Here is a 24469-nt window from a genome sequence, read left to right on the forward strand (position 1 = left end):
CCGACCTCAGCGAACCGCGACGGCGTCGCGGGCCACCGCGGCGACGGCACTCTGCGAGCTGACGCTGTGCGAGCTGATCGCCGCTGCCGCCGCGAAGCCGAACGCGCCGCCGGCCACGGCCGGCAGGATGGTGACGCTGTCGCCGTCGGAGAGCTTGGCGTCCAGCGCGCCGAGGAAGCGGACGTCCTCGTCGTTGACGTAGACGTTGACGAAGCGGTGCAACGTGCCCGCCTCGGTGATCAGCCGACCGCGCAGGCCGCCGTGCCGGGAGTCCAGGTCGTTGAGCAGATCGGCGAGGGTGTCGCCGGCGCCTTCGACGACCTTGGCGCCGCCGGTGTAGCTGCGCAGGATGGTGGGAATGCGAACCTCAATGGCCATGATGTCGAGCTCCTCGATCGGGTGTGCCTACGGTGACGGGACGAGACGGGTCGGACGCTGACGGATCAGCGGCCGGAACACTCGTAGTCGACCGTCGCCGGGCTCTGCCCGAACATGTAGGACTGGACGGCATGCGGGTCGACGCCGGCCTCCACGACCTGAACCGGCTCCTCGGTGATCACGCCGTCGACGATCCGGAACGACCGGATCTCCTCCGAGTCGGGCTCCCGGGTCGAGACGAGCAGGTAGTGCGCGCCCGGCTCGCCCGCGAAGGAGACATCCGTCCGCGACGGGTACGCCTCGGTGGCGGTGTGCGAGTGGTAGATGACGACGGGCTCCTCGTCCCGGTCGTCCATCTCCCGCCACACCCGCAGGTGCTCCATCGAGTCGAACTCGTAGAAGGTCATCGAGCGCGCGGCGTTGTCCATCGGGATGTGCCGGGTAGGGGTGTCGCTGCCGACGGGCCCGGCGACCACGCCGCACGCCTCGTCGGGGTGATCCCGGCGCGCGTGGGCGACGATCGCGTCGATGATCGACCGGTCGATGCTCAGCACGAGCACCAGCCTAACGCCTGATGAGCACGGGCCGAAGTGGTGCCGGTCACGCCTAGTCGATCAAGGCGTTGAGCAGCGACTCCTGCAGATATCCGAGGTACGCGTAGACCGAAAGCTGGAACACCCGGCTGGACGCCGGGTCCTCGGCGACCGCGTCGTCCAACTCCTCGCCCAGATCCGTGCCGTCCTTGATCTCCAGCCGGACACCCATCGCGAGCCGGGCGTCGTTGAGCGCCCGCAGCCACGCCTCGGCCGCCTCGGCGTCCAGCCGGACCTCGCCGCCCGCTTCGTCGGGAAGCGCGGCCAGGATCGCCCCCGCCTGGTCGATCTTCGCGGTCTTCAGGTCGCCCTCGGTGTAGCGGCGGAACTCGGCGGTGCCCGAAGCGTCCTGCGGGTAGACCGCCGGGAAGAGCCGACCGACGACCGGGTCGGTGTGGTCGAAGCCATCGGTGAGCAGGCCGACCACCTCGGAGGCGACCTTGCGCAACACCCGCGCCTCGTCCACGGCGAAGGTGGCGACGTAACAGCCGGCCTGGCGACGGAACATGCTCACGACTTGTCCACCGTCGCCCACAGCCCGTACGCGTGCAACTGCGACGCGTCGTGCTCCATCCGTTCCCGGGCACCGGTGGAGACCACGGCACGGCCCTTGTGGTGCACGTCAAGCATCAGCTGCTCGGCCCTCTCCCGGCTGTAGCCGAAAAGCTTCTGGAAGACCCAGGTCACGTACGTCATCAGATTCACCGGGTCGTCCCACACGATCGTCACCCACTGCCGGTCGGACGCCGGCACCTCGTCAGTGGCCGGCGTCTCGACCGGTGCAACCTGCGGAGCCGCCATGCCCCCCATCGTGCCACCGGTTTCCCGGAACCGAGGAACCGGAACGCCGGCCCGTCGTGGATCGCCCACCCCGGGCACCCCTGAGTCGCCCCGCCCGCCATCTGACGCGCGGTGCGAGACCAACCCGGACCGAGGTGCCACCGCGCGGTCAGGCGAGCAGGATGCCGTGGTCGACTGCATCGGAGAGCACCGCGCCCAGCGAGAGGCGGATCACCTCGAACCGCCGGGAGATCTCCCGGGACAGCCCCAGCTCGACCTCCCGCACCGCCCGCTGGGACCAGGCCCGCGCCGCACTGTGGTCGTCGTTGCCGGGCGTACGCCACTGCTGCCAGCACCCGCCGGAGAGCGCCACCGCCACCGGCGGGAGCACTTCGGCGCGGGCTGCCGCCGGGTAGCTGGCGAGGGCGTCGATCGCCTCCGGGCCGGTCAACGTCGCGACCCCGGCTGTGCTGGTGATCAGCAGCACCTTGTCCAGTTCGTGGCCAGGCTGGTCGTCGACCAGGCCGTACTGCACGGCGGTGGCGATCCGCCGTCGCACGCCTTCGGTGGGAGGCGCGGCGAGCACCCGGCCCACGACGTCGGTCATGATGCCGCGCACCGCCTGGTCGCACTGCGCCGTGGCCAACAACGACAACGCCGCCATCTCCCGGTCCAGTAGATCCGGTAGGCCCGCGCAGCCGACCCCGAACACGATCTCCTGGACCGCCCGCAGGTGGATGTTCGCCAACTCCAGAGCGAGGTGCTGGCGGATCCGCTGAGCGCACGAGCGGGTGTGGCGGTCGAGTCGTTCGGACCAGTCGCCGGGGTCGGCGGCCACCGGGATGCGGCCCTGCCCGCCCGGCAACACCGGCGGGTCGACACTGGCCCTTTGCAGCCCTTCCCGCGACGACCAACCCACCAGCGCGCGCCGCAGATCGGCGGCGGAGTCGGCGTCACCGACCGGGAACCACCGCGCGCCGGCCAGCGCGGGCACCGCGGCCAGCAGCGCCGCGCGGTGTGCCGCCACGGTCACCGAGGCCGAGTCGACCTCCGTCGCCGCACCCTCGGCCGGCGGGACGGACGCCCCCGCGCCCTCCGTAGTCGCCGCGCCGTCGGCCAGTGGTGCCCAACCCGCCCCACCGGGGGTCACCGCGAAGACGACCTCCACCGAGGTGGGGGCAACCTCGGTGAGCAGGTTCAGCTCCGCGGCGGTGAACGCCTGGTCGGCGGCGATCACGAAGAGCAGCGCGCCGGCCCGGCCCACCGCGTCGAGCAGCACCCGGGTGCCGGCCACGCCGAGCGTGGCGGTGTCCGGACTGTCGATCAGGGTGAAGTGGCGCAGCAGCGGCTCGGGCACACTCAGCTCGACACGCCGGGGCGGGCGGGCCAACGCGGGCCCGGCCGCGTTGCGGTCGGCGCCGTAGGAGTGCGGCTGGCGGTAACCGGGCACGAACGCGGCCCGGGTCGGCACCTTGGCGTTGCGCACCACCAGCCAACTGCCGGTCGGCACGGTCAGCATGACCGGGTCGAGCCCGAGCAGGGTGGCGAGCACGGCACGCCGGTCGGCGCCGGCCGGGCCGACGGCGACCACGCCGAGCGGCTCTTCAGGGGCAGGGCCGGTCACGCCGACCCGGGCGGGCAGCGGGCCGCAGGTGGGCAGGTCGGCTGGGCCGGCCATGTCGTCCGGCGAGTCGACCGAGGGGAGAGGGCCCTGCTTCATCAGGTGACCTCCCGTGGCAGGTGACCGGTTGCCCGGTCGCGTGGAAGATCCGGTGCGCACCCCGGATGTCCGAACAGTACGTGCGGGCCAGCGACCGGGCGGAACACATCGGATACTCATCGGTAATTGTGCGACTACTCAACTTCGTTCGGTGACGGTACGGGCGCAGACGGATTCCGGTCGATATGCTGCGCGGATGAGTCGGTGGGAGTTCGTCGGCCGGACAGATGAGCTGAACCGCCTGCTGGCGGCGGTGACCGGCGAGGCCGGCCGAGGGCTCTTCTTCAGCGGCAGCGCGGGCATCGGCAAGAGCCGACTGCTGCGCGAGGGCGTCAACGCGTTGCCCACCGACCGGTTCGCGATCTGGTCCATCGCGGCCAGCGCCACCACCGCCGCGTTGCCGTTCGGCGGTCTGGTGCAGGTCCTCCCCGCCGAGCAGCCTCAGGGCCTCTCCCCCGCCGGCATTCTGCGCTGGGCGCTCAACGTGCTGCAACAGCAGGCGGCGGGCCGACGCATCGTGCTCGCCATCGACGACGCCCACCTGCTCGACCCGCCCTCGGCGGCGCTGGTGCACCTGGTCGCCCGCGCGGAGAACGCCACAGTGCTCGGCACCCTGCGCGACGGCGAGCAGATCCCGCTGCCGATCCGCGCACTCTGGACCGACGACCTGGTCGAGCACGTCGAACTGAGCCCGATGCCGCAGGAGGAGACGGCGGGCCTGCTGGCGGCCATCCTGGGTGGCCCGGTGGACTCCGGCTCCGCCGACCGGCTCGGGGAACTGTCGGCCGGCAACCCGCTGCTGCTCCGCGAGTTGGTGCACGCCGCCAGCGGCAGCGCGGAGTTGAAGCGCACCTACGGGATCTGGAAGTGGACCGGGCGACTGGAGTTGGCGCCCAACCTCACGGATCTGATCGACACCCGGGTCGGCAAGCTCACCGACGGCGTCCGTGCGGTCGTCGAGCTGGTGGCCTTCGGCGAACCGCTCGGCCTGCACCTGCTCAAACAGGCCGCCGACCAGGCGGACGTGGAGACCGCCGAGGAACGCGGCCTGATCAGTGTGATCCAGCACGACCGGCGGACCGACGTCCGGTTGGCCCACCCGCTCTACGGCGAGGTGATGCGCCGCCGCTGCCCGGTCAGCCGCACCCGCCGCCTCCAGGCGAACCTCGCGGAACTGCTCGAACAGGTCGGCAAGCGCCGCCGCGACGACCTGCTGCGGGTGGCGGTCTGGCGACTCGACTCGGGCACCGCACAGGACCCGGCGCTGCTGGTCGATGCCGCGGTCCAGGCGTTCACCCGCTACGACGTGCCGTTGGCCACCCGCCTGGCACGCGCCGCGCTCAACGCCGACGGCGGCTCCGACGCGGCAGAGCTGCTGGCCACCATCCTGATGTTCGCCGACCGGCCCGAGGAGGCGATCGGGGTCCTCGACACGGTGACCCCCGAGCCCGGCGACGAGCGGCGACTCTGCCGCTGGCTGACCGTGCGCGGGATGGTCAGTTACTGGGGGTTGAGTCGACAGTCCACGGTGGAGGAGATCGCGAGCCGCGTCGAGCAACTCAGCGACTCCGCGGACCGGTCCCGGGTGCACGCGTTCGAGGCGATCATGCGCCTGCACGGGATGGACACGGCAACCGCCGTGCGGCTCAGCCAACGCGTACTGGACCGGCCGGCCGCCGGCGTCGCCGCCCGCGAGCTGGCGCGTTCCACCATCGCGTACGTGCAGGCCGCGCAGGGCCAACTCAACCGCAGCGGTACGGCTATCGCCCAGGTGCACTCCGCTGCCGCCAACTGGCGCACCGACATGCCGTACCTCCAGTTGGCACTGGAACTGGCCCGGGGCACCAGGCTCATGCTCACCGGCGACCTGGCCGGCATCGACGCGATCGTGGCCGACGAGTTCGCCGACCTCGCCGGTGCCGGTGACTTCCGACTCGGCACGGGCTACCTCGCCATCCTCCAGGCGTACGCGGCCCGGATGCGTGGGCAGAGCGACGCGGCGATGCGGACGGCCCTGGGCGCGTGCGCGGTGCTGGCCACCAGCCGGGTCTACGCCGGCCTGGCCCAGGCGGAGCGCGCCCAGGCAGCGGCGCTGCGCGGTGACGCCGCGCAGGCGACGGCGGCGATGGCCGAGGCGGACCGCACCCACGCGCCGGGCATGGCGGTGCTCTACCCGTGGCTGGAGCAGGCTCGGGGGGCCGCCATCGCCGCGTCGGGCGACCTGCCGGGCGCGGTCAAGCACCTCGGGGACCTGGTGGACCGGCTGCGCGCGGACGGTTTCGCCGGGCACGAGGTGCACGTCCTGCACGACCTGGTGCGACTGGACCAGGCGAGCATGCCGGTGGGTCCCACCTGCTCCGACGGTGGCCGCCGGACGGTCGCCCAGCGCCTCGCCGAGCTGTCCGAACGGGTCGACGGGGTACTTCCGCCGCTGCTGGCCCGACACGCCCGCGCCGCGGTGACCGACTCCGCCACCGACCTGCTCGCGGTCGCCGACGACTATGCCGCCCTGGAGTTGACCGTGTACGCGGCCGAGGCCACCTCCCAGGCCGTGCAGCGGTTGCGCCGGCAGCACTCGGCGGCGGCCAACGACGCCCGGGAGCGCCTGGCCGGGCTGCTCGGGCGTTGTGACTCGATCCGGACGCCGGCGCTGCACGCGGGCGCGCCGGTGCTCACCGAGCGGGAGTGGCAGGTGGCCCGTCTCGCCGCGCACGGCGCGCCCAGCCGGGCCATCGCCGAACGGCTGTACCTGTCGGCACGCACCGTGGAGAACCACCTCCAGCGGATCTACGCCAAGCTCGGCGTGACCGGCCGCGCCGAACTGTGGGCCGCGCTGCGCTCGATCCCGGGCCACGAAGGCGGCGACGCGGGCTGAACCTTAGGCTGGGGCGGTGAGCAACCACCGACCCGCGCTGCTGACCGACCACTACGAGCTGACCATGGTCAGCGCGGCACTGAGGGACGGCACCGCCGACCGCCGGTGTGTCTTCGAGGTGTTCAGCCGCCGACTGCCCAGTGGTCGCCGGTACGGCGTGGTCGCCGGTACCGGTCGGCTGGTCGATCTGATCCGTGACTTCCGGTTCGACCCCACCGAGGTCGATTTCCTCCGCCAGACCGGGGTGGTCGACGAGTCAGCCGCGGCGTGGCTCACCGACTACCGCTTCACCGGCGACATCGACGGGTACGCCGAGGGTGAACTGTTCTTCCCCGGCTCACCGATCCTCACCGTCTCCGGCGGATTCGCCGAGTGCGTGGTGCTGGAGACACTCGTGCTCTCCGTCCTCAACCACGACAGCGCTGTCGCCGCTGCGGCGGCCCGCATGGTGACCGCTGCGCGGGGCCGGACACTCATCGAGATGGGATCGCGTCGGGCGCACGAGGAGGCCGCGGTGGCCGCGGCGCGTGCCGCGTACCTGGCCGGGTTCCGGTTCACGTCCAACCTCGCCGCCGGTGCGCGCTACGGCATCCCGACGGCGGGCACGGCGGCGCACGCGTTCACCCTGCTGCACGACGACGAGCGGGCGGCGTTCGCCTCGCAGGTCGCCACGCTGGGCAGGGACACCACGCTGCTGGTCGACACGTACGACATCAGTCAGGGCATCCGCAACGCGATAGCGGTGGCCGGGCCGGACCTGCGGGCGGTACGGATCGACTCGGGCGACCTGGCGGTGATCGCCCAGCAGTCCCGCGAGCTGCTCGACTCGCTGGGCGCCACCGAAACGAAGATCATCGTTAGTGGTGACCTCGACGAGTACGCGATCGCCGCGCTGGCCGCCGAACCGGTGGACATGTACGGCGCCGGCACGGCGGTGGTCACCGGCTCCGGAGCGCCGACCGCCGGGCTGGTCTACAAGCTCGTCGAGGTCGAGGGGCGGCCGGTGGTGAAGCGCTCCGAGCACAAGGCCACCATCGGCGGCCGGAAGGTAGCGGTCCGCCGGCACAAGCCGACCGGCACCGCCACCGAGGAGATCATCGTCCCGCAGGGCGTGCCGGACCGGAAGCCGAACGACCGAATGCTCCAGCACTCGTACGTGGTCGGCGGCGAGCCGGTGTCGCTGCCCACCCTCGACCAGTCGCGGGAGCACCTGCGCGAATGCCTGATCTCCATCCCGTGGGAGGGGTTGAAGCTGTCGGCCGGCGACCCCGCCGTGCCGGTCACCGTCGTGCCCGCTGACTGAAACCTCCCACCGATTGATCTGGAAAGGGAACCCCGATGGCCAACGCGCTGATCATCGTGGACGTGCAGAACGACTTCTGCGAGGGCGGCTCGTTGGCCGTCCCGGGCGGCGCGGGGGTCGCCTCGGGCATCTCCCGGCTGCTCGCCAACGATCCGGACCGGTGGACACACATCGTCGCCACCAAGGACTACCACGTCGACCCGGGCGCTCACTTCGGCGATCCGCCGGACTTCGTGGAGTCCTGGCCCCGGCACTGCGTGGTCGGCACCAGCGGCTCGGAGTTCCACCCGGAACTCGACACCGCCCGGGTCGAGGCGATCTTCCACAAGGGCGAGCACGCGGCGGCGTACTCCGGGTTCGAGGGGCACGCCGCCGACGGCGAGTGCCTGGCCGACTGGCTGCGCCGGCACGACGTCGACCGGGTCGACGTGGTCGGCATTGCCACCGACCACTGCGTACGGGCGACCGCGCTGGACGCCGCACGGGAGGGGTTCGCCACCACCGTGCTGCTGGAGCTGACCGCCGCCGTCGCCCCGGCGACCACCGACGTGGCACTGCGCGCGATGGAGGGCGCCGGGGTGACTCTGCACGGGGATCCTGTGATCACTGCCGCATGAGGGCGTAAATGGTTGGCCATCGGGGCGCCCTCCGTCGAGGATGTCGCCGGAGGTACGGACCCACGTGAACATGAAGCCTTACCGGCAGGCGCTCGCACTGCCCGGCCTGCGGTCGCTGTTGGTGGTGGCTGTCCTCGCCCGCATCCCGCTCACCGCGACCGGGGTGACGCTGACCTTCCACGTGGTGTTCGACCTCGGTCGAGGTTACGGAGCCGCCGGCCTGGTGGGCACGGCCGTCACAGTGGGCGCGGCGATCGGCGGGCCGATCCTCGGCCGACTGGTGGACCGGCGGGGCCTACGCCCGGTGCTGGTGCTCACCGGCGTCGCCGAGGCCATCTTCTGGTCGATCGCGCCGTCGCTGTCGTACCCCCTGCTGTTGCCGCTTGCCTTCGTGGCCGGCTCGCTGGCCCTGCCGATCTTCTCCGTGGTCCGTCAGTCGATCGCCGCGCTGGTACCGGAGGACCAACGCCGTCCGGCGTACGCGCTGGACTCCATGTCGGTGGAGCTGTCGTTCATGATCGGCCCGGCGTTGGCCGTCGCCCTGGTCACCGCGATCTCCGCGCAGACCACCATGTACCTGGTCGGCGGAGGCATCGTCGCCGCCGGGATCGCCCTGTGGGTGGTCAACCCGCCGATCCGGGAGGCCACCGCTGAGCCGAGCGGCCCACCACAGCCGGTACGTCGCCGGGAGTGGCTGACTCCCCGACTGCTCGCCGTGCTGGCGCTCAGCGCCGCGGCGACCCTGGTGCTCGGCGGCACCGACGTGGCGGTGGTCGCGGTGCTGCGGGCCAGTGGCGAGGTGGGCTGGACCGGCGCGGTGTTGGCCATCTGGGCGGTCGCCTCTCTCGCCGGCGGGTTCGCCTACGGAGCTGTGCACCGCTCGTTCTCCCCGCTGGCGTTGACCGCCGCGCTGGCCCTGTGCACCATCCCGGTCGGGCTGGGTGGTGCGCACTGGTGGCTGCTCAGCCTGGCGCTGATCCCGGCCGGTGCGCTCTGCGCCCCGACCATCGCGGCCGGCTCCGACGCGGTGAGCCGCCTGGTCCCCGCCCAGGTACGCGGTGAGGCGATGGGACTGCACGGGTCGGCGGTCACCGTGGGCATCGCGATCGGCGCGCCGCTCGCCGGCGCGGTGATCGACGCCAGCTCGCCGCTCTGGGGTTTCGTGGTCACCGGAGCACTCGGCGCGTTGGTCACCCTGGTGGTGCTCCCGATCGAGCTGCGCCGCCGCCGCAAGGCCGCGACCGCCGGCTCGCCCGTCGAGGCCGACCTCACCCCCGCTGCCCACTGACAGGTCACCCGCACACCAACCCCCGGCGGTACGACATCGCCGACCGTCGTGTGGGGCGGGGCTGATCGCCCATCGTCGCACCGTTGCCGTTCGGTGGCCCTACCGTCGTTCGACGGGCGTGCACCCCGGGGACCGCGATGCCACAGCGGAATCAAGATGCCACAGCGGAATCACGCTCGTCAGGACATGGTCCCCGGCAGCCGCCAGGCTGGACGGCACCCGAGGTAGAACGAGAGCAGGCCGACCCCGCACACGGCGACGGGCGCCGCTCCCGGAGTGGTCCCGGGGGCGGCGCCCGTCGTACTGCCGAGTTTGAGCGTCAGTGCCTGTCGATGTCGCTGGCGGTGTCCTCGCGGTAGCTTGCGCCGCCGTCCGACTCGCTGGTGAGCGGCTTGGAGCCGCCCTCCGGCGGGCCGGCCAGGCTCTGGCCGCCGGCGGCCAACTCCGGGAACTTCGCGTCGAACGCCGGCCGCTCCGAGCGGATGCGGGGCATCTTGTCGAAGTTGCGCAGCGGCGGCGGGCTGCTGGTCGCCCACTCCAGCGAGTTGCCGTGACCCCAGGGGTCGTTCACCTCGACCACCGGGCCGGTCTTGTACGACTTCCAGCAGTTGTAGATGAACGGCAGCGTGGAGATACCGGTGATGAACGCGCCGATCGTGGAGATCATGTTCAGCGTGGTGAAGCCGTCACCGGGCAGGTAGTCGGCGTACCGACGGGGCATGCCCTCGTTGCCGAGCCAGTGCTGCACCAGGAAGGTGGTGTGGAAGCCGATCATGGTGAGCCAGAAGTGCACCTTGCCCAGCCGCTCGTCGAGCATCCGGCCGAACATCTTCGGGAACCAGAAGTAGATGCCGGCGAACACCGCGAACACGATCGTGCCGAAGAGCACGTAGTGGAAGTGCGCCACCACGAAGTACGAGTCCGACACGTGGAAGTCGATCGGCGGGCTGGCCAGCAGCACACCGGTCAGACCACCGAAGAGGAAGGTGACCAGGAAGCCGACCGCCCAGAGCATGGGCGTCTCGAAGCTGATCTGGCCCCGCCACATGGTGCCGATCCAGTTGAAGAACTTCATACCGGTCGGCACGGCGATCAGGTAGCTCAGGAAGCTGAAGAACGGCAGCAGCACCTGGCCGGTGGCGAACATGTGGTGCGCCCAGACGCTCATCGAGAGCGCGGCGATCGCCACGGTCGCGGCGACCAGACCCTTGTAACCGAAGATCGGCTTACGGGAGAAGACCGGGATGACCTCGCTGATGATGCCGAAGAACGGCAGCGCGACGATGTACACCTCGGGGTGCCCGAAGAACCAGAACAGGTGCTGCCAGAGCATCGGCCCGCCGGTTGCCGGGTCGTACACGTGGGCGCCGAGGATACGGTCCGCGGCCAGCGCGAACAGCGCGGCGGCCAGCAGCGGGAAGACCAGGATCACCAGGAGGCTGGTGACGAGGATGTTCCACGTGAAGATCGGCATCCGGAACATGGTCATGCCGGGCGCGCGCAGGGTCAGCACCGTGGTGATCATGTTCACCGCGCCGAGGATGGTGCCCAGACCGGAGATGGCCAGACCCATGATCCACATGTTGGCGCCGACGCCCGGCGAGTGCTCGACGCTGCTCAGCGGCGCGTACGCGAACCAGCCGAAGTCGGCGGCCCCGCCCGGGGTGATGAACCCGGCGGTCGCCATCGTGCCGCCGAACAGGTACAGCCAGTAGGCGAAGCTGTTCAGCCGGGGGAAGGAGACGTCAGGCGCGCCGATCTGGATCGGCACGATGTAGTTCGCGAAGGCGAACACGATCGGCGTCGCGAAGAACAGCAACATGATCGTGCCGTGCATCGTGAAGAGCTGGTTGTACTGCTCGGGCGAGAGGAACTGCAGCCCGGGTCGGGCCAGCTCAGCCCGCATGATCAGGGCCATCAGGCCACCGATCATGAAGAACACGAACGCGGTGATCATGTACATGATCCCGATTTGCTTCGCGTCCGTGGTTCGCAGCAGCCGCGCGAAGGCCGACCCCTTGACCGGCTCCCGGACCGGCCAGGGCCGGGTCACGACCGGCTTGGGTGCGACGGTGGTCACGAGTGGCCTCCGGTTCTCGGTTGTCCCGCTCGGCACACGCTGGTTATCGGCGGGCCGTCATCCGCAAGGAGGATAGTCCCCGGCAGGTCGCAGCGCCGCGTGGGGTGGCGTGACACGATCTACAACGGGTCTACAGCGGGCCGAGCAGCAACCGGTAGTGCTCCCCGAAGATCCGGCCGCCGCGTCCGCGCAGCAGGGGGTCGCGCAGCGCCGGCGGCACGTCCCTGGTCCGGTTGCGGTCTCGGGTCCGGTCCCGCACCCATCGGGTACGCGGACGGCGACGACTCTCGTACGCGACCAGGGCCGCGTCGACACTGTTGGCGGCGCGCAGCGACTCGGCCAGCACCACCGCATCCTCCAGTGCCATTGCCGCACCCTGGGAGAGCGTCGGCGCGGTGGCGTGCGCGGCGTCGCCGACCAGCAGCACCCGTCCCCGGTGCCAGCGGCCCAGCTCCACCTCGTCGGTGATCCCGACGTGCACCTCGTCGAGGGCAGCGAGCACCTCGGGCACCGGGCCCCGGTAGTCGGCGAAGAGTTCACGCAACCGTGCGAGGGGCTCGGCGGGCTCCTCGGTGCCGGCCTCGTCGGCGTACAGGTGCAGTCGCCCGGCGCCGATCGGCACCATCAGGAAGCCGGAGCGCTGGCCGAGCAGGGCGGTCCACTCGGTGACCGGTGGGCCGTCCCGCAGCACGGCCCGGTAGACCACCTGCCCGACCGGCCGGGGCGGCCCTCCGAGCGCGGCCAGCGCCCGCACCGAGGAGCGCGGTCCGTCGGCGCCGATGACCAGGTCGTACTCGGTGGTGGTGCCGTCGGTGAAGGTGACGCCGACCGCGCCGGGCAGCAGCTCCAGGGTGCGGACCTCGGCGCCGTGCCGGACGGCCCCGCCGGCGCCGCTGAGCAGCACCCGGTGCAGGTCGGCCCGGGGCAACGCACGACACTCGCCGACACCCGCCCAGAGGGTGTCGAGGTCCACCTCGCAGAGGTGCGCGCCGGCGGCGTCGAAGAAGTGCTGCCGGTGGATCACCTGCCCGAGCGGACGGACCGGGTCGTGCAGGTCGAGCCGGTGCAGCGCGCGGGCGGCGTTGCCGGGCAGGTAGAGGCCGGTTTCGGTGGACTCTCCCGGCGGCAGCTTGTCGGTGACGTCCGGCCGGAAGCCCGCCAGGCGCAGCGCCCGGGCCACGGCGAGGCCAGCGATGCCCGCGCCGACGACGAGGATGCGCAGGGGGGAGCCACCCATGGTGGTGTACGCCTCCGGAGGGGGAGCGGAACGCGTTGGAGGCAACACGCTACTCGGAGCTATTGCCCCACACCAGGCCCCAATCGGCCGTCTCGACAGGGCTCGTCGGCGGTTCGCGTCGCTTAGCTGGCTGTCGGCTGACAGCCGTCCAGCGGGGGCGTGGCAATCCTCACAATTCGCCAGTTTGACGCATGCAGTTGCGCCTTAGTTTCAAGCATGTAAATGTGTCGTTGAGCGTGGGAGCGCTCCCGCACCACCCCACCACATCCGGCGCCCGGCACGCGCCGAGTCAAGGAGCGTCATGAAACGTCAACTTCGGGCCCTGGCCGCCGCCGGGCTCCTCCTCACCAGCTCACTGGTGGCCGTGGCCCTCGGCGGCACCGCCTCCGCCGACACCCTGATCTGTGAGCAGTACGGCTCGACCACCATCCAGGGTCGCTACGTGGTGCAGAACAACCGCTGGGGCACCACAGCCCAGCAGTGCATCAACGTCACCAACAACGGCTTCGAGATCACCACGCTGAACGGCAGCAGCCCCACCAACGGGGCGCCCACGGCGTACCCCTCGGTGTTCTTCGGTTGTCACTACACCAACTGCTCCCCCGGCACGAACCTGCCGATCCAGGTGAGTCAGATCAGCAGCGCCACCAGCAGCATCTCCTACCGGTACGTCAGCGGCGCCACCTACAACGCGTCGTACGACATCTGGTTGGACCCGTCGCCCAAGCGGGACGGCGTGAACCAGATGGAGATCATGATCTGGCTCAACCGGCAGGGCCCGATCCAGCCCATCGGCTCGGTGGTCGGCAGCGTCAACCTGGCCGGCCGCACCTGGGAGGTCTGGCGGGGCAGCAACGGCTCCAACAACGTCATCTCCTACGTCGCGTCGTCCGCGATCTCCAGCCTGAACTTCAGCGTGCTGGACTTCATCAACGACACCCGCAACCGTGGCGCGATCACCAACTCCTGGTACCTGACCAGCATCCAGGCCGGCTTCGAGCCGTGGCAGGGTGGCGTCGGCCTCGCGGTGACCTCGTTCTCGGCCAACGTCAACGGCGGTGGCAACCCCACCAACCCGCCGCCGACCACGCCGCCGCCGAGCGGTGGCGCGAGCTGCGCGGTGAAGTACACGGCGAACTCGTGGAACAACGGCTTCACGGCCGACGTGCAGGTGACCAACACCGGGTCCAGCGCGATCAACGGCTGGACGCTGAACTACTCGCTGCCCAGCGGGCAGACCGTCACCAACGCGTGGAACGCCACGGTCAGCCAGAGCGGCTCCGCGGTAACCGCCCGCAACGTCGGTCACAACGGGTCCATCGCGCCCGGTGGCACGGCCAGCTTCGGCTACCAGGGGACCCTGAACGGGTCGTACTCGTCGCCGAGCAGCTTCTCGCTCAACGGGGCGACCTGCTCACGCAACTGAGCGACACGGCCGGGGCCGTGCGGTGGCGATCAGGTGGTCACCACCGCACGGCCCCGGTGTCGGTCCCGGTCTGCTCAGACGGCCGGCGGGATGCTCCGCGTCCGGGACAGCTTGCCGAAGCTGGTCGCCGGATCGTCGTACGTGCTGCCGAAGCCGCTGCCCGAGACGGTCGTCCAGGCGGACGTGGTGATGTGGACGGTGCCGTCCTCCCCCGTCCACCGCTCGCGCTGGAGCGGCTCGTCGTTGGCCACCCAGGTGACCTTGAGAGTGGTGCTGCCCGTGCTCTCCTGCCGCTCGCCGCAGATCTCGTCGCCGTCGACGACGTCGCAGTGCTGCCGAGACTCCTGGTAGGGCACCGTCGCGGTGAGCTTCGCGCCCGTCAACGAGAACGAGAAACGGGTGACCGGCACGTCGTACGCGCGGCGGGAGACGCTGTCACAGCCGTACACGCCGTCGGTGACGCCACACGTGCTCTTCTGCCACTCGACGTCGACGACGGTGTCGCCGACCGCAGGCCGGCTCACGTCGACGAACATGCTGCCGTCGCCGTCGAAGTGGGCGTGTGCGTGGCGGCTGACGCTGTCGGCGGCCTGCGCCGGGCCGGCAAACAGAGTGACCGTCGCGGCGACGGTCATGCCGGTCGCCAGGATGGTGCGGAAGCGGATCACGTTGCTCCTTACTGAGGCGGAGCGATGACCTTAGATCAACGATCCGACATCCGCTGCCCGATTCTGTCGGGCGGCGGATGCGGTCAGACCCGGGTGAGGCGTACGGCGTCGGCGATGACCAGACCGGTGGCGTTGCTCCACCGGCTCACCGCCACCCGGTTGGCGTCACCGGCCGGCAGCGCGAACGTGCCGAGGACCCGCCACTGCCCGCCGGTCGCCCGCTGGTCGACGTAGACGGTCCGGTTGCCGGAACTGGTGGCGACGATGTACGGGGTGGCGCTGTTGTAGCCGCTGTTCGTCGGCCACCATGCCTCGACCCGGTAGTTGCCGGCCGCCGGCACGTTGAACCGGTACCAGGCGGGGTCGCTGGCGGCGACCGGGTCGGCGTACCGGTAGTCAGCGCCGTACCGCTGGCTGGAGTAGGTCGAGACACCCCAGCTGGCGCTGGCGGTGAACCGGCCGGCGGTGGTGTTGTCCACCGTGGAGGACCACGCCGTGCCGCTGCCGGCCATCTTCGCCGCGACGTCGGCCCTCATCACGTTGAGGTCGATGAAGGAGGGGTCGATCTTGCCGGTGGTGCTGGTCTCCCGGTGCCCGCGGGCGTAGCTGCTGTCGCGGCCGAGGCGGGTGAGCACGGCGGCGGTGGCGGCGATCGACGCGTTGTACTGCGCGGCGGTCATCTCCTGGTTGACGCCGTTGTAGTCGATCTCCCACCCGATCATCAGGGTGTTGCCGTCCCCGGACGGAATCGGCCCGCTGCCACCACTGACCCCGGCGTGGTTGCAGCGGCCGGCGGAGATGACGTGGAAGACACCGTTGTAGTCGACGAGCGCCTGACACAGCGGCCCGGGCAGGTCGGACCGGCCGTTGATGCAGATGCCGAGCGCCGGGTGCGGGTTGCTGGCGCTACTGGTGGAGGCGGTGTGGTGCCAGAGCACACCGATCGGGTCGAAGGAGCCGGGTCGCATCCGGTTGAGCCAGTCGCCCTCGACGACGACCTGGACCCCGGCGCCGCGCAGCACGTCGACGAGCCAGGGAATGGTCGCCATCAGGCGTCCTGGAGCAGGTCGGCGAGGCACTCGGCCTGCGGTGCGGCGTTCGCCGGCCGGGGGCGGGCGGCGACTGTCAACGCGGCGACCACCAGGGCGGGGATGCCGAGCACCCCGCGGCGGCGTAGACGGATGGATGGTGATCGGGTCATGGCGATCCTCCAGCGACGGCGGGCACGAACGGATCGACGATCGTGATGACGGGCACGCTATACCGTCACGAACGTCGATGTCGATACCCTTCATCGCCAAGGCGATGACTGAAGGAAACCACCGTGTCAGGCGTCGCCGAGCGCGTCGATGTCGCGCATCTCCTCCGCCGTCAGCGAGAAGTGGAAGACGTCGAAGTTGGCGGTGATCCGCTCCGGCGTCACCGACTTCGGGATCGCCACGATCTCGTGGTCGATGTGCCAGCGCAGCACCACCTGCGCCGGGGAGACGTCGTGCGCCGCCGCGATCCTGGTCAGCACCGGGTCGCTGAGGTCACTGGTCTTGAACGGGCTGTACCCCTCCAGCACCACTCCCCGGTCCCGGTGCTCGGCGTGCCGCTGCCGGTCGTACAGCGCCGGACTCCACTCGATCTGGTTGACCGCCGGGTTCTCCTCGGTCGACTGGATCAACTCGTCGATCTGCCCGGTGCTGTAGTTGCTGACGCCGATCGCCCGGGTCAGGTTCTCGTCGCGGGCGGCCAGCAGCTCGCGCCACAGCGGGATGCTGTCCGTCGGCGACGACGGCGGCCAGTGGATCAACCAGAGGTCCAGGTGGTCGACACCGAGCGCCTCCAGGCTGGCCTCCAACGTCGCGCGCTCCTGGCCCACCCGGTTCGGCGGGAGCTTGGTGGTGATGAAGATGTCCTCGCGGCGCAGCCCGCTCTCCTGCACCGCCCGGCCGACCTCCCGCTCGTTGCCGTACACGGTGGCGGTGTCGATGTGCCGGTAGCCGGTGTCGAGCGCGGCCAGCACGGCGTCGTAGCCGGCCTGGCCGGTGGCCTGCCAGGTGCCGAAGCCGAGCAGGGGCATCCGCACGTCACCGGGGAGCAGGGCGGCGGGCTGGTCGGTGAGGTCCATGAGGTCCGTTCTACCCCGCCGAGCCCTCTGCCGCCGAGCGAACCGGACACTCCGGCGTCCAGCGCGACGGTCCGGTTTGCCGGAGAATGCGGGTGTGACGGACCGGTTGGAGGAGTACCGGCGACGACGGGACGCGGCCCGGACACCGGAGCCCGTGCCGGAGCGGAGACCCGCGGCCGCCGGCCCGGACGGCGACACGGCCCGCTTCGTCATCCAGCAGCACCACGCCCGCAGCCTGCACTGGGACCTGCGCCTGGAACACGACGGGGTGCTCGCGTCCTGGGCGGTGCCGCGTGGCCTCCCCCGCGACCCGGGCCGCAACCACCTCGCCGTGCACACCGAGGACCACCCGATGGAGTACCTCGACTTCGCCGGCGAGATCCCCGCGGGCGAGTACGGCGGCGGCCGGATGCTGATCCACGACCGGGGCACCTACCGGTGCGAGAAGTGGCGTGACGACGAGGTGATCGTGACGCTCTCCGGTGACCGCACCGCCGGCCGTTACGTCCTCTTCGCCACCGGCGGCCGGGACTGGATGGTCCGGCGCACCGACCCGCCGCCGCCCGGATGGACGCCGATGCCCGATCTGGTCCGCCCGATGCACGCCACGTCGGCCGCCAGGCTCCCCCGCGACCGGGCCGCCTGGGGGTACGAGCTGCGGTGGGACGGGGTCCGGGCGATGGCGTACGTCTCCGGTGGGCGGCTGCGGCTGCTCTCCGAGACCGACGAGGAGATCACCGGCGGGTATCAGTGGCTGCGGGCCATGGCCGAGGCGCTCGCGCCCACCGAGGCGGTGCTCGACGGTGTGCTGGTGCGCATCGACAGCGCCGGCCGGGTGCGCCCGGTCCGCCCGGCCACCGGCAGCCGGGTTCCCGCCGGCGCCCAGTACCTGGTCGTCGACCTGCTCTGGCTGGAGGGCGTGAGCAGCGTCGACGTGCCGTACGCGCAACGCCGGGAGCTGCTCGATGGGCTGGCCTTGGCGGGTACGCACTGGCAGACTCCGCCGTGGTTCCCCGGCGCGGGCGACGAGGCCCTGCGCGCCGGGCAGGAGCAAGGCCTGCCGGGCGTGGTCGCCAAGCGGCTGGACTCGGTCTACGAGCCGGGGCTGCGCAGTCGGCACTGGCTGAGCGTCGACGCGGTCTGACGGCGAGGAGCGACGTGTACCTGACCCACCTGGACTGCCCGCGCTGCGGGCGCGAGCACGCCTCCGACCAGTTGCAGAACCTCTGCGAGTGCGGCTCGCCACTGCTGGCCCGCTACGACCTGCCGGCGGTGGCGAAGGCGGTCACCCCGGAACGCTTCCCGCTGCGCCCGGCCGACCTGTGGCGCTACCGGGAGCTGCTGCCGGTCGGCGATCCACGGCACGTCACGACGCTCGGTGAGGGCTGGACGCCGCTGCTGCGCGCCCCCGCGTACGGCGCCGAGATCGGCATCACGGACCTGATGATCAAGGACGAGGGGTTGATCCCGACCGGCTCGTTCAAGGCACGGGGCGCGGCGGTCGGGGTGAGCCGGGCCCGTGAGCTGGGCGTCGAGCGGATCGCCATGCCCACCAACGGCAACGCCGGGTCGGCCTGGGCCACGTACGCCGCGCGGGCCGGGATGGGCGCGACAATCGTCATGCCGCTGGAGGCGCCGGGCATCTGCCGACGCGAGTGCGTCGCCGCCGGCGCGGATCTGCGCCTGGTCGACGGGCTGATCAGCGACGCCGGCCGGCGGGTGGCCGAGCTGATCGCGGAGTCGAACGGAACGATCTTCGACGCCGGTACGCTGCGCGAGCCCTACCGGCTCGAGGGCAAGAAGACGATGGGGTACGAGATCGTCGAGCAGCTCGGCTGGCAGGTCCCCGACGTGATCATCTACCCGACGGGGGGCGGTGTCGGCCTGATCGGCATCCACAAGGCGATGCACGAGCTGCGCGAGCTGGGCTGGGTCGGTGACAAGCTGCCCCGACTGGTGGCCGTGCAGTCGACCGGCTGCGCGCCGATCGTGCGGGCATTCGCCGCCGGGGCGGACCGGGCGGAGCCGTGGGAGGACGCGCACACTGTGGCGTTCGGCATCACCGTGCCGGCCCCGCTGGGCGACGAGCTGATCCTGGCGGCGTTGCGGGAGTCGTCCGGCACCGCCGTGGCTGTCGACGACGCGGACCTGCTGGCCGACCTTCGGGAGTTCGCGGGCCGGGAGGGTTTGCTGCTCTGCCCCGAGGGCGCGGCCTGTCTGACGGCGGCGCGGCAACTGCGCGCCGGCGGGTGGATCCGCGCCGGCGAACGGGTGGTGGTCCTCAACACCGGAGCGGGACTGAAATATCCGGACACTGTCGACGTGTCCGGCGTACCCGTGCTGGCGTGAGAGCCGGCACCCCGCGGGCCGCGGGGTGCCGGCGTGCGGTGCCTACTGGTAGGTGATGTCGGAGGGTGAGTAGAGGCAGTTGACGCCGTCCGCGCCCTCGCCGATCTCGGTCGGCTCGCTGCCCTTCGGTACGCCCTTGTACTTGACGCAGATCGACGTCTCCCGGTCCGGGTCGCCGACGATGGTGATCCGGCTGAACCGGGCGGTGTCGCCCCAGTTGGTGTTGATGCCGGCGATCGCGTCGGTGTTCCGGACGGTCACGTTGTCGATCACCACGTGCCGCTGGTACGACGTCGAACAGTTGCCGCAGGCGCGGTAGAGCTTGCCGGCGTTCTCCACCCGGAAGTTCTTGATGTAGACGGTGCCCGAGCCGTTGTGCTGGAAGACCTTGTCGCTGGCCGAGCGGGCGCCGCCGCCGTCGACGGTGTACGTGGTGCCGCCCCGGAAGGTGGCGGCGTCCTCGCCGACGTCCTCCCACCAGACGTTGATCAGGGTGCAGTTGCCCTCGCAGTGCACGCCGTCGCCGGCCGGCGCACCGATGACCACGTTGCGGAGGGTGGCGCCGGCGGCCAGTTCGAACATCGGGTCCTGGCTCTCGCTCTGCCCGCCGTCACCGATGCCGTAGTAGCGCTTGAGCCCGCCGTCGAAGCTGCCGGACACGGGGATCGTGGCGTCCACCTTCTGGCTGCCCGTGGGCGTCGGCCAGCCTGCGGGAGGCGGAGTGGTCGGCGGTGGCGTGGTGGTGGGTGGTGGCGTGGTGGTGGGCGGCGGCGTGGTCGGGGTGCCACCACCGGAGGAGTCGACCAGCACGTCGTCGAAGCCGCCACTGGCGTACGCGGTGACCAGGCCGATCCGGCCCGCGCCGGTCAGGCTGTTGCTGCCGGAGGCGATCTGCGTGCCGTTGACGAAGCCACGGATGGTGCTGCCGCTGGCCTCGATGCGCACTGTGTACCAGGTGCCGGTGCCGACGCCCAGCGACGCGGACCCGATCGCGGTGACGGAGCTGCCGTTGACCGCCTGCAGCTCGGCGCGACCGGAGCCGAGCAGGGCCAGCCGGTACATCTTGGTGCTGCTGGTAGACCGCGCGGCCAACCCGACCAGGGCGCTGGACGAGCCGAAGCTCGCCGGCCGGACCCGGGCCTGTACGGAGTAGTCGGTCCAACTGGTCTGGCCGGCGAACTGCCGGGCCAGTTCGCTGCCGGCGTTGGACTGGTTGAGCACGCCAGAGCCGTCGACAGTCCAGGTGCCGCCGGACTTGGACCAGCCGGACGTGTTGCCGTCGTTGAAGTCGTCGTTGAAGACGGTGGCCGCGAAGGCCGAGGTCATGCCGGCGGCGAGGGCTGCCACTGTCACGCCGGCGCCCACCGCCAGCATGAGTGGTCGTCGGCCGGGGGATCGTCTCTTCTGCACAGTTGTCCTCCTTGACGCATGTGGTGGCGATCCCTCGACGGCCCGCCTGGGGACGTGTCGACACGGCGGTGCCTTCGTCTGGGATCGGTGCGTGCCCCGGGTCGGATGCCCGGATCCGAAGCGGGGTGAAGCGGGAGAAAAGACCTTGGGAAAGGGCTTTCCCGCTGTGTCGAGGCTAGGACTGCGCAAGCATCACCGTCAATGCCTGGCGCTTGCAGGTCTGTTGCAGGATTTCGACCGGGAGAAGTCCCCCGACCGGTCAGAAACTGTCCGGCTCGGTCAACCGCCAGGCCGCGTTGATCAGCCCGATGTGCGAGAGCGCCTGCGGGGTGTTGCCGAGCTGCGCCCCGGTGGTCAGGTCGATCTGCTCGCTGAACAGTCCCACGTCGTTGGAGAACCCGATCACCCGCTCGAACAGCGCCTCGGCCCGCTTCGGCTCCCCCGCCATCACCAGGCACTCCACCAGCCAGAACGAGCACAGCAGGAAGCCGGCCGGGTCGGTCGTCCACCGACGCAGCAACCCGCTCTCGGTACCCAGGTCCCGCTCGACCATCTCGATGGTCGAGCGCATCCGCGGGTCGGTGGCCGGCAGAAAGCGCGCCACCGGCATGGCGAGCACCGAGGCGTCCAGCTCCGGCGACCCGAACGCCCCGGTGAAGGCCCCGATCCGCTCGTTCCACCCCTCGCGCAGCACGGTGTCCCGGATCTCGTCGCGTACCGCTGCCCAGCGGCGCGGGTCGGCCCGGTCGCCGAGCCGGTCGGCGAGCCCCACCGCCCGGTCCAGCGCCAGCCAGCAGGACACCTTGGACGAGACGTAGTGCCGCTCCTCGTCCCGGGTCTCCCAGATGCCCCGGTCCGGCAGACGCCAGGTCGCGGCCACCTGCTCGGCCAACCCGAGCACCATCTCCTGCAACTCGCCCTCGAACCTCGCGCCGAGGTAGTCGCGCAGCCGCCACACCGCCGACATCACCTCCCCGGGCACGTCGAGCTGCCGCTGCCGCCAGGCGTCGTTGCCGACCCGGACCGGCCGACTGTCGCGGTATCCGCGCAGGTGGTCGCAGTGGTGCTCGGAGATGTCCCGCTCACCCTCCAACCCGAAGAGCACCGGCACGGGTTCGTCGCCGAACCGGCCGATCGAGCGGGTCGCCCAGGCGAACAGCCGCGTCGTCTCGTCGGGACAGGCCGCCACCCAGAGCGCGCGCATCGTCAACGAGAAGTCCCGCAGCCACGAGGGCCCGGAACGGCGCGGCGGTCCGTCCGTCCGGCAACCGGCCGGGGAAGATCCGCAGCCCGTCGGCCCGCTGCGGTCCGCAGACGTAACAGCCGGGGAACGGATGCTCGACCAGCCCCGGGTAGCGGGTCGCGGCGGCCACCGCGGTCTCCAGGTCGACCGGGGGTACGACGGCATCGACCGCGTCGACCGGGCGTACCTCGGCCACCAGTTCCCCGGCCGGGTCCCGGACCTCGCCGTCGACCAGGCTCAGCTCGGTCTCCAGTGGCGGTGGCCGGCGCAGCGTCACCTCGACCGGCCCGGTGCCGCCCGCCTCGGCGGCGAACATCCCCGCGCTCCATCCGCCGTTACCGGAGCCGGTGGGCCCGTTGTAGCGGGACTCGATGCGCATCGTCGACCTCCAGGTGGCGTACCAGCGTCCTTGCCGGCCGTCCCGGCAGCCTCGCACGGGCGGAACCTGGTGGTGCTCGCGGTCTCGCCTGCCGGCGTTCATCCGATCGACACCGGTGGTCCCCGTGAATGGCAACCCGGGCACCTACACAGATCCCATGGCCGTTCTGCATGCCGCTGGCGCACCCCTGAAGACCAGCGGATACACCCTGCTGATCGCCGACGACCCCACCCAGGTCGCGGCCGCGCAACGCCTGCGCCACGAGGTGTTCGCCACCGAGCTCGGCGCCACCCTCCTGCCCGGCCAGGCCGGGTTGGACGTGGATCCCTTCGACGCGTACTGCGACCATCTGATCGTCCGTGAGGACAGCACCGGCGCGGTGGTCGGCACCTACCGGCTGCTGCCGCCCGGCCGGACCTCCCGCCGGTACGCCGAGGACGAGTTCGACCTCACCGCGCTCGACTCCCTCCGCGACGACCTGGTGGAGACGGGCCGGTCCTGTGTGCATCCGGACCACCGCTCCGGCGCGGTGATCAACCTGATGTGGGCCGGCCTCACGCGCTACCTGCACCTGCGCGGTTCCCGCTGGCTCGGCGGCTGCGCCTCGGTGCCGGTGGACGACGGTGGGCGGACGGTCACCGAGGTCTGGGCCCAGGCTCAGGCGCGGCACCTGTCGCCGCCGCCGCTGCGGGTCCGCCCGCTGCGACCCTGGTTCGCCGAGCCGGCCGCCGCTGCGCCGGTGACCACCGCCGAGCCGGCCGGGCGCGTCGTGGTGCCGCCGCTGCTGCGGGGCTACCTCCGGCTCGGCGCGTGGATCTGCGGCGAGCCCGCGTACGACAGCGACTTCGGGTGCGCGGACTTCTACGTGCTCTTCTCGCTGGACCGGATGAACCCGCGGTACCTGCGACACTTCCTGGGCGGGGAGCAGCGGTGACCGCCGTGGCGCACGACCTGTGGCGGCCCTCCTCGGGCTGCGACGACGCCTGCCTGCCGGCGGCCGGCGAGGTGCCCACGGTGCCGGTGGCCCGTCGGGTGCTGCGGTTGGTCGCGGCGGCCGGCATGCTGGTGGCCGGGGTCGGCCTGGTGCTGCTGCTGCCGGTGCTTCCGACCCGGGAACGGCAGGCGGCGGTACGCGGCTGGGCCCGGGCCACCACTCGCGCCTTCGGCGTCCGGCTGGTGATCCGGGGCCGGCTGCCCCGACGGCGGGCGCTGCTGGTCGCCAACCATGTCTCGTGGCTGGACATCCTCGCGGTGCTGGCCGTCGCGCCCACCCGGATGGTCGCCAAACGCGAGATCCGTTCCTGGCCGGTGGTCGGCCTGCTGGCAGCGGCGGCGGGCACGGTCTTCGTGGACCGGTCCCGCCCGATGGCGCTGCCGAACACCGTCGGCCGGGTCGCTGACGCGTTGCGCGCCGGCCGGTCGGTGGCGGTCTTCCCGGAGGGTACGACCTGGTGTGCTGGTGACGGTGCCGCCGACTGCCGCCCCGGTGGGGGTTTCCGACCCGCGACGTTCCAGGCGGCGATCGACGCGGGCAGCCCGGTGGTGCCGCTGCGGCTCGCCTACCGCTGTGACGCGACCGGCTCCGGGACCACGGCGACCGCCTTCCTCGGCGCGGACACCCTGCTGCGGTCGGTGGCCCGGGTTGTCGCGGCCCGGGAGATCGTGGTCTCGGTGACGATCGCCGCCGCGCTGCACCCCGCCCGTGACGCCGACCGGCGGTTGCTGGCCCGGGCCGCCGAGTCGGCCGTACACCTGTTGCCCGCCTCGGACGCGGCGACGCGGACCCGGCTGCGTGCGGTTCCCACAGTGACCCCGGCGGCCCCCGTTCCGACGCCGGTAGCAGGTCGCGAGCTGGACCTGGCGGCCTGAGAACCAAGATCCGCGCAACATCGGGGAAGTTGCTGCCTCCGGCGCGCCTGAGGCAGCAACATCCGGGAAGTTGTGCGGATCTTGAGGCGCGGTGGCCTGACAGCTCGCGACCTATCTTGTGGTGTCGCGATGTATCGC

General features: G+C 71.4%; 21 protein-coding genes and 2 pseudogenes. 9 read left to right on the forward strand and 14 right to left on the reverse strand.

The annotated features are described in order from the left end of the window. Positions 1 to 6: 6 nt before the first annotated feature. The 5 genes from ACWCO3_RS02470 to ACWCO3_RS02490 all read right to left on the reverse strand — a co-directional run bounded on the left by ACWCO3_RS02470 (position 7) and on the right by ACWCO3_RS02490 (position 3471). Positions 7 to 378: a MoaD family protein gene (locus ACWCO3_RS02470; RefSeq protein ID WP_145785270.1), complete on the reverse strand. Its 372-nt coding sequence runs from the start codon at positions 376 to 378 to the stop codon at positions 7 to 9. A 65-nt stretch (positions 379 to 443) separates the two neighbouring features. Next, positions 444 to 932, reverse strand: a complete 489-nt coding sequence (locus ACWCO3_RS02475; protein ID WP_145785271.1) for a Mov34/MPN/PAD-1 family protein — start codon at positions 930 to 932, stop codon at positions 444 to 446. Positions 933 to 984: 52 nt separating this feature from the next. Then, a complete protein-coding gene (locus ACWCO3_RS02480; RefSeq protein ID WP_197699390.1) occupies positions 985 to 1479 on the reverse strand; it encodes a DUF2017 domain-containing protein in 495 nt (164 codons plus the stop codon). 2 nt (positions 1480 to 1481) lie between these two features. After that, positions 1482 to 1772, reverse strand: a complete 291-nt coding sequence (gene clpS, locus ACWCO3_RS02485) for an ATP-dependent Clp protease adapter ClpS (protein WP_030487198.1) — start codon at positions 1770 to 1772, stop codon at positions 1482 to 1484. A gap of 148 nt (positions 1773 to 1920) precedes the next feature. Further along, the gene (locus ACWCO3_RS02490; protein WP_450008098.1) at positions 1921 to 3471 is read right to left on the reverse strand and encodes a hypothetical protein; all 1551 of its coding nucleotides are present in this window, start codon (positions 3469 to 3471) and stop codon (positions 1921 to 1923) included. A 196-nt stretch (positions 3472 to 3667) separates the two neighbouring features. Here ACWCO3_RS02490 and ACWCO3_RS02495 point away from each other — a divergent pair, with 196 nt between their 5' ends. The 4 genes from ACWCO3_RS02495 to ACWCO3_RS02510 are packed head-to-tail and all read left to right on the forward strand — an operon-like array spanning position 3668 to position 9554. Then, positions 3668 to 6346 carry a LuxR C-terminal-related transcriptional regulator gene (locus tag ACWCO3_RS02495; protein WP_145785273.1) on the forward strand — a complete coding sequence of 893 codons (2679 nt, stop codon included), beginning with the start codon at positions 3668 to 3670 and terminating at the stop codon, positions 6344 to 6346. Between the two features lie 16 nt (positions 6347 to 6362). Beyond that, positions 6363 to 7649, forward strand: a complete 1287-nt coding sequence (locus ACWCO3_RS02500) for a nicotinate phosphoribosyltransferase (protein WP_450008101.1) — start codon at positions 6363 to 6365, stop codon at positions 7647 to 7649. A 35-nt stretch (positions 7650 to 7684) separates the two neighbouring features. Continuing rightward, entirely contained in the window at positions 7685 to 8266 is a 582-nt protein-coding gene (locus ACWCO3_RS02505) for an isochorismatase family protein (protein ID WP_145785275.1), read from the forward strand. A gap of 40 nt (positions 8267 to 8306) precedes the next feature. Continuing rightward, entirely contained in the window at positions 8307 to 9554 is a 1248-nt protein-coding gene (locus ACWCO3_RS02510) for an MFS transporter (protein WP_145785276.1), read from the forward strand. A gap of 319 nt (positions 9555 to 9873) precedes the next feature. Here the strand turns inward: ACWCO3_RS02510 and ctaD are convergent, their stop codons facing one another. Then, positions 9874 to 11634, reverse strand: a complete 1761-nt coding sequence (ctaD, locus tag ACWCO3_RS02515; protein ID WP_145785277.1) for an aa3-type cytochrome oxidase subunit I — start codon at positions 11632 to 11634, stop codon at positions 9874 to 9876. A gap of 130 nt (positions 11635 to 11764) precedes the next feature. Beyond that, positions 11765 to 12871, reverse strand: a complete 1107-nt coding sequence (locus ACWCO3_RS02520; protein WP_145785278.1) for an FAD-dependent monooxygenase — start codon at positions 12869 to 12871, stop codon at positions 11765 to 11767. Positions 12872 to 13172: 301 nt separating this feature from the next. On the opposite strand from ACWCO3_RS02520, the gene ACWCO3_RS02525 reads away from it, so the two are divergent. After that, entirely contained in the window at positions 13173 to 14297 is a 1125-nt protein-coding gene (locus tag ACWCO3_RS02525) for a GH12 family glycosyl hydrolase domain-containing protein (RefSeq protein ID WP_450008104.1), read from the forward strand. Positions 14298 to 14371: 74 nt separating this feature from the next. Here the strand turns inward: ACWCO3_RS02525 and ACWCO3_RS02530 are convergent, their stop codons facing one another. From ACWCO3_RS02530 to ACWCO3_RS02545, 4 genes are all read right to left on the reverse strand, one after another. Then, complete coding sequence (locus ACWCO3_RS02530; protein ID WP_145785280.1) at positions 14372 to 14965, reverse strand: hypothetical protein; 594 nt, start codon at positions 14963 to 14965, stop codon at positions 14372 to 14374. Positions 14966 to 15048: 83 nt separating this feature from the next. Then, positions 15049 to 16014 carry a golvesin C-terminal-like domain-containing protein gene (locus tag ACWCO3_RS02535; RefSeq protein WP_145785281.1) on the reverse strand — a complete coding sequence of 322 codons (966 nt, stop codon included), beginning with the start codon at positions 16012 to 16014 and terminating at the stop codon, positions 15049 to 15051. Beyond that, positions 16014 to 16166, reverse strand: a complete 153-nt coding sequence (locus tag ACWCO3_RS02540) for a hypothetical protein (RefSeq protein WP_167524917.1) — start codon at positions 16164 to 16166, stop codon at positions 16014 to 16016. Before ACWCO3_RS02540 ends, ACWCO3_RS02535 begins: the two co-directional genes overlap by 1 nt. Positions 16167 to 16292: 126 nt before the next feature. Then, positions 16293 to 17081: an aldo/keto reductase gene (locus ACWCO3_RS02545; protein WP_145785282.1), complete on the reverse strand. Its 789-nt coding sequence runs from the start codon at positions 17079 to 17081 to the stop codon at positions 16293 to 16295. A 94-nt stretch (positions 17082 to 17175) separates the two neighbouring features. Between ACWCO3_RS02545 and ACWCO3_RS02550 the strand changes: the two genes are divergently transcribed. Further along, complete coding sequence (locus tag ACWCO3_RS02550; protein ID WP_450008108.1) at positions 17176 to 18225, forward strand: DNA polymerase ligase N-terminal domain-containing protein; 1050 nt, start codon at positions 17176 to 17178, stop codon at positions 18223 to 18225. A gap of 14 nt (positions 18226 to 18239) precedes the next feature. Beyond that, entirely contained in the window at positions 18240 to 19430 is a 1191-nt protein-coding gene (locus tag ACWCO3_RS02555) for a threonine synthase (protein WP_145785284.1), read from the forward strand. 42 nt (positions 19431 to 19472) lie between these two features. Here ACWCO3_RS02555 and ACWCO3_RS02560 read toward each other — a convergent pair whose 3' ends face one another. The 3 genes and pseudogenes from ACWCO3_RS02560 to ACWCO3_RS02570 all read right to left on the reverse strand — a co-directional run. Beyond that, on the reverse strand, positions 19473 to 20840 hold the full coding sequence (locus ACWCO3_RS02560) for a pectate lyase (protein ID WP_450008110.1): 1368 nt from the start codon (positions 20838 to 20840) through the stop codon (positions 19473 to 19475). A gap of 259 nt (positions 20841 to 21099) precedes the next feature. Then, positions 21100 to 22071: pseudogene (locus ACWCO3_RS02565) on the reverse strand (glycoside hydrolase family 15 protein); the annotation flags it as partial. Between the two features lies 1 nt (position 22072). Then, positions 22073 to 22462: pseudogene (locus ACWCO3_RS02570) on the reverse strand (hypothetical protein); the annotation flags it as partial. 157 nt (positions 22463 to 22619) lie between these two features. Between ACWCO3_RS02570 and ACWCO3_RS02575 the strand changes: the two are divergent. Both ACWCO3_RS02575 and ACWCO3_RS02580 read left to right on the forward strand, forming a co-directional pair. After that, positions 22620 to 23396 (forward strand): GNAT family N-acetyltransferase, encoded by a 777-nt coding sequence (locus tag ACWCO3_RS02575; RefSeq protein ID WP_145779141.1) that lies wholly within the window; start codon positions 22620 to 22622, stop codon positions 23394 to 23396. After that, positions 23393 to 24331 (forward strand): lysophospholipid acyltransferase family protein, encoded by a 939-nt coding sequence (locus tag ACWCO3_RS02580; RefSeq protein WP_450008113.1) that lies wholly within the window; start codon positions 23393 to 23395, stop codon positions 24329 to 24331. The genes ACWCO3_RS02575 and ACWCO3_RS02580 overlap by 4 nt, the downstream gene beginning before the upstream one ends. Positions 24332 to 24469: the final 138 nt, after the last annotated feature.

It is taken from the genome of Micromonospora sp. NPDC002411 (assembly GCF_053592955.1).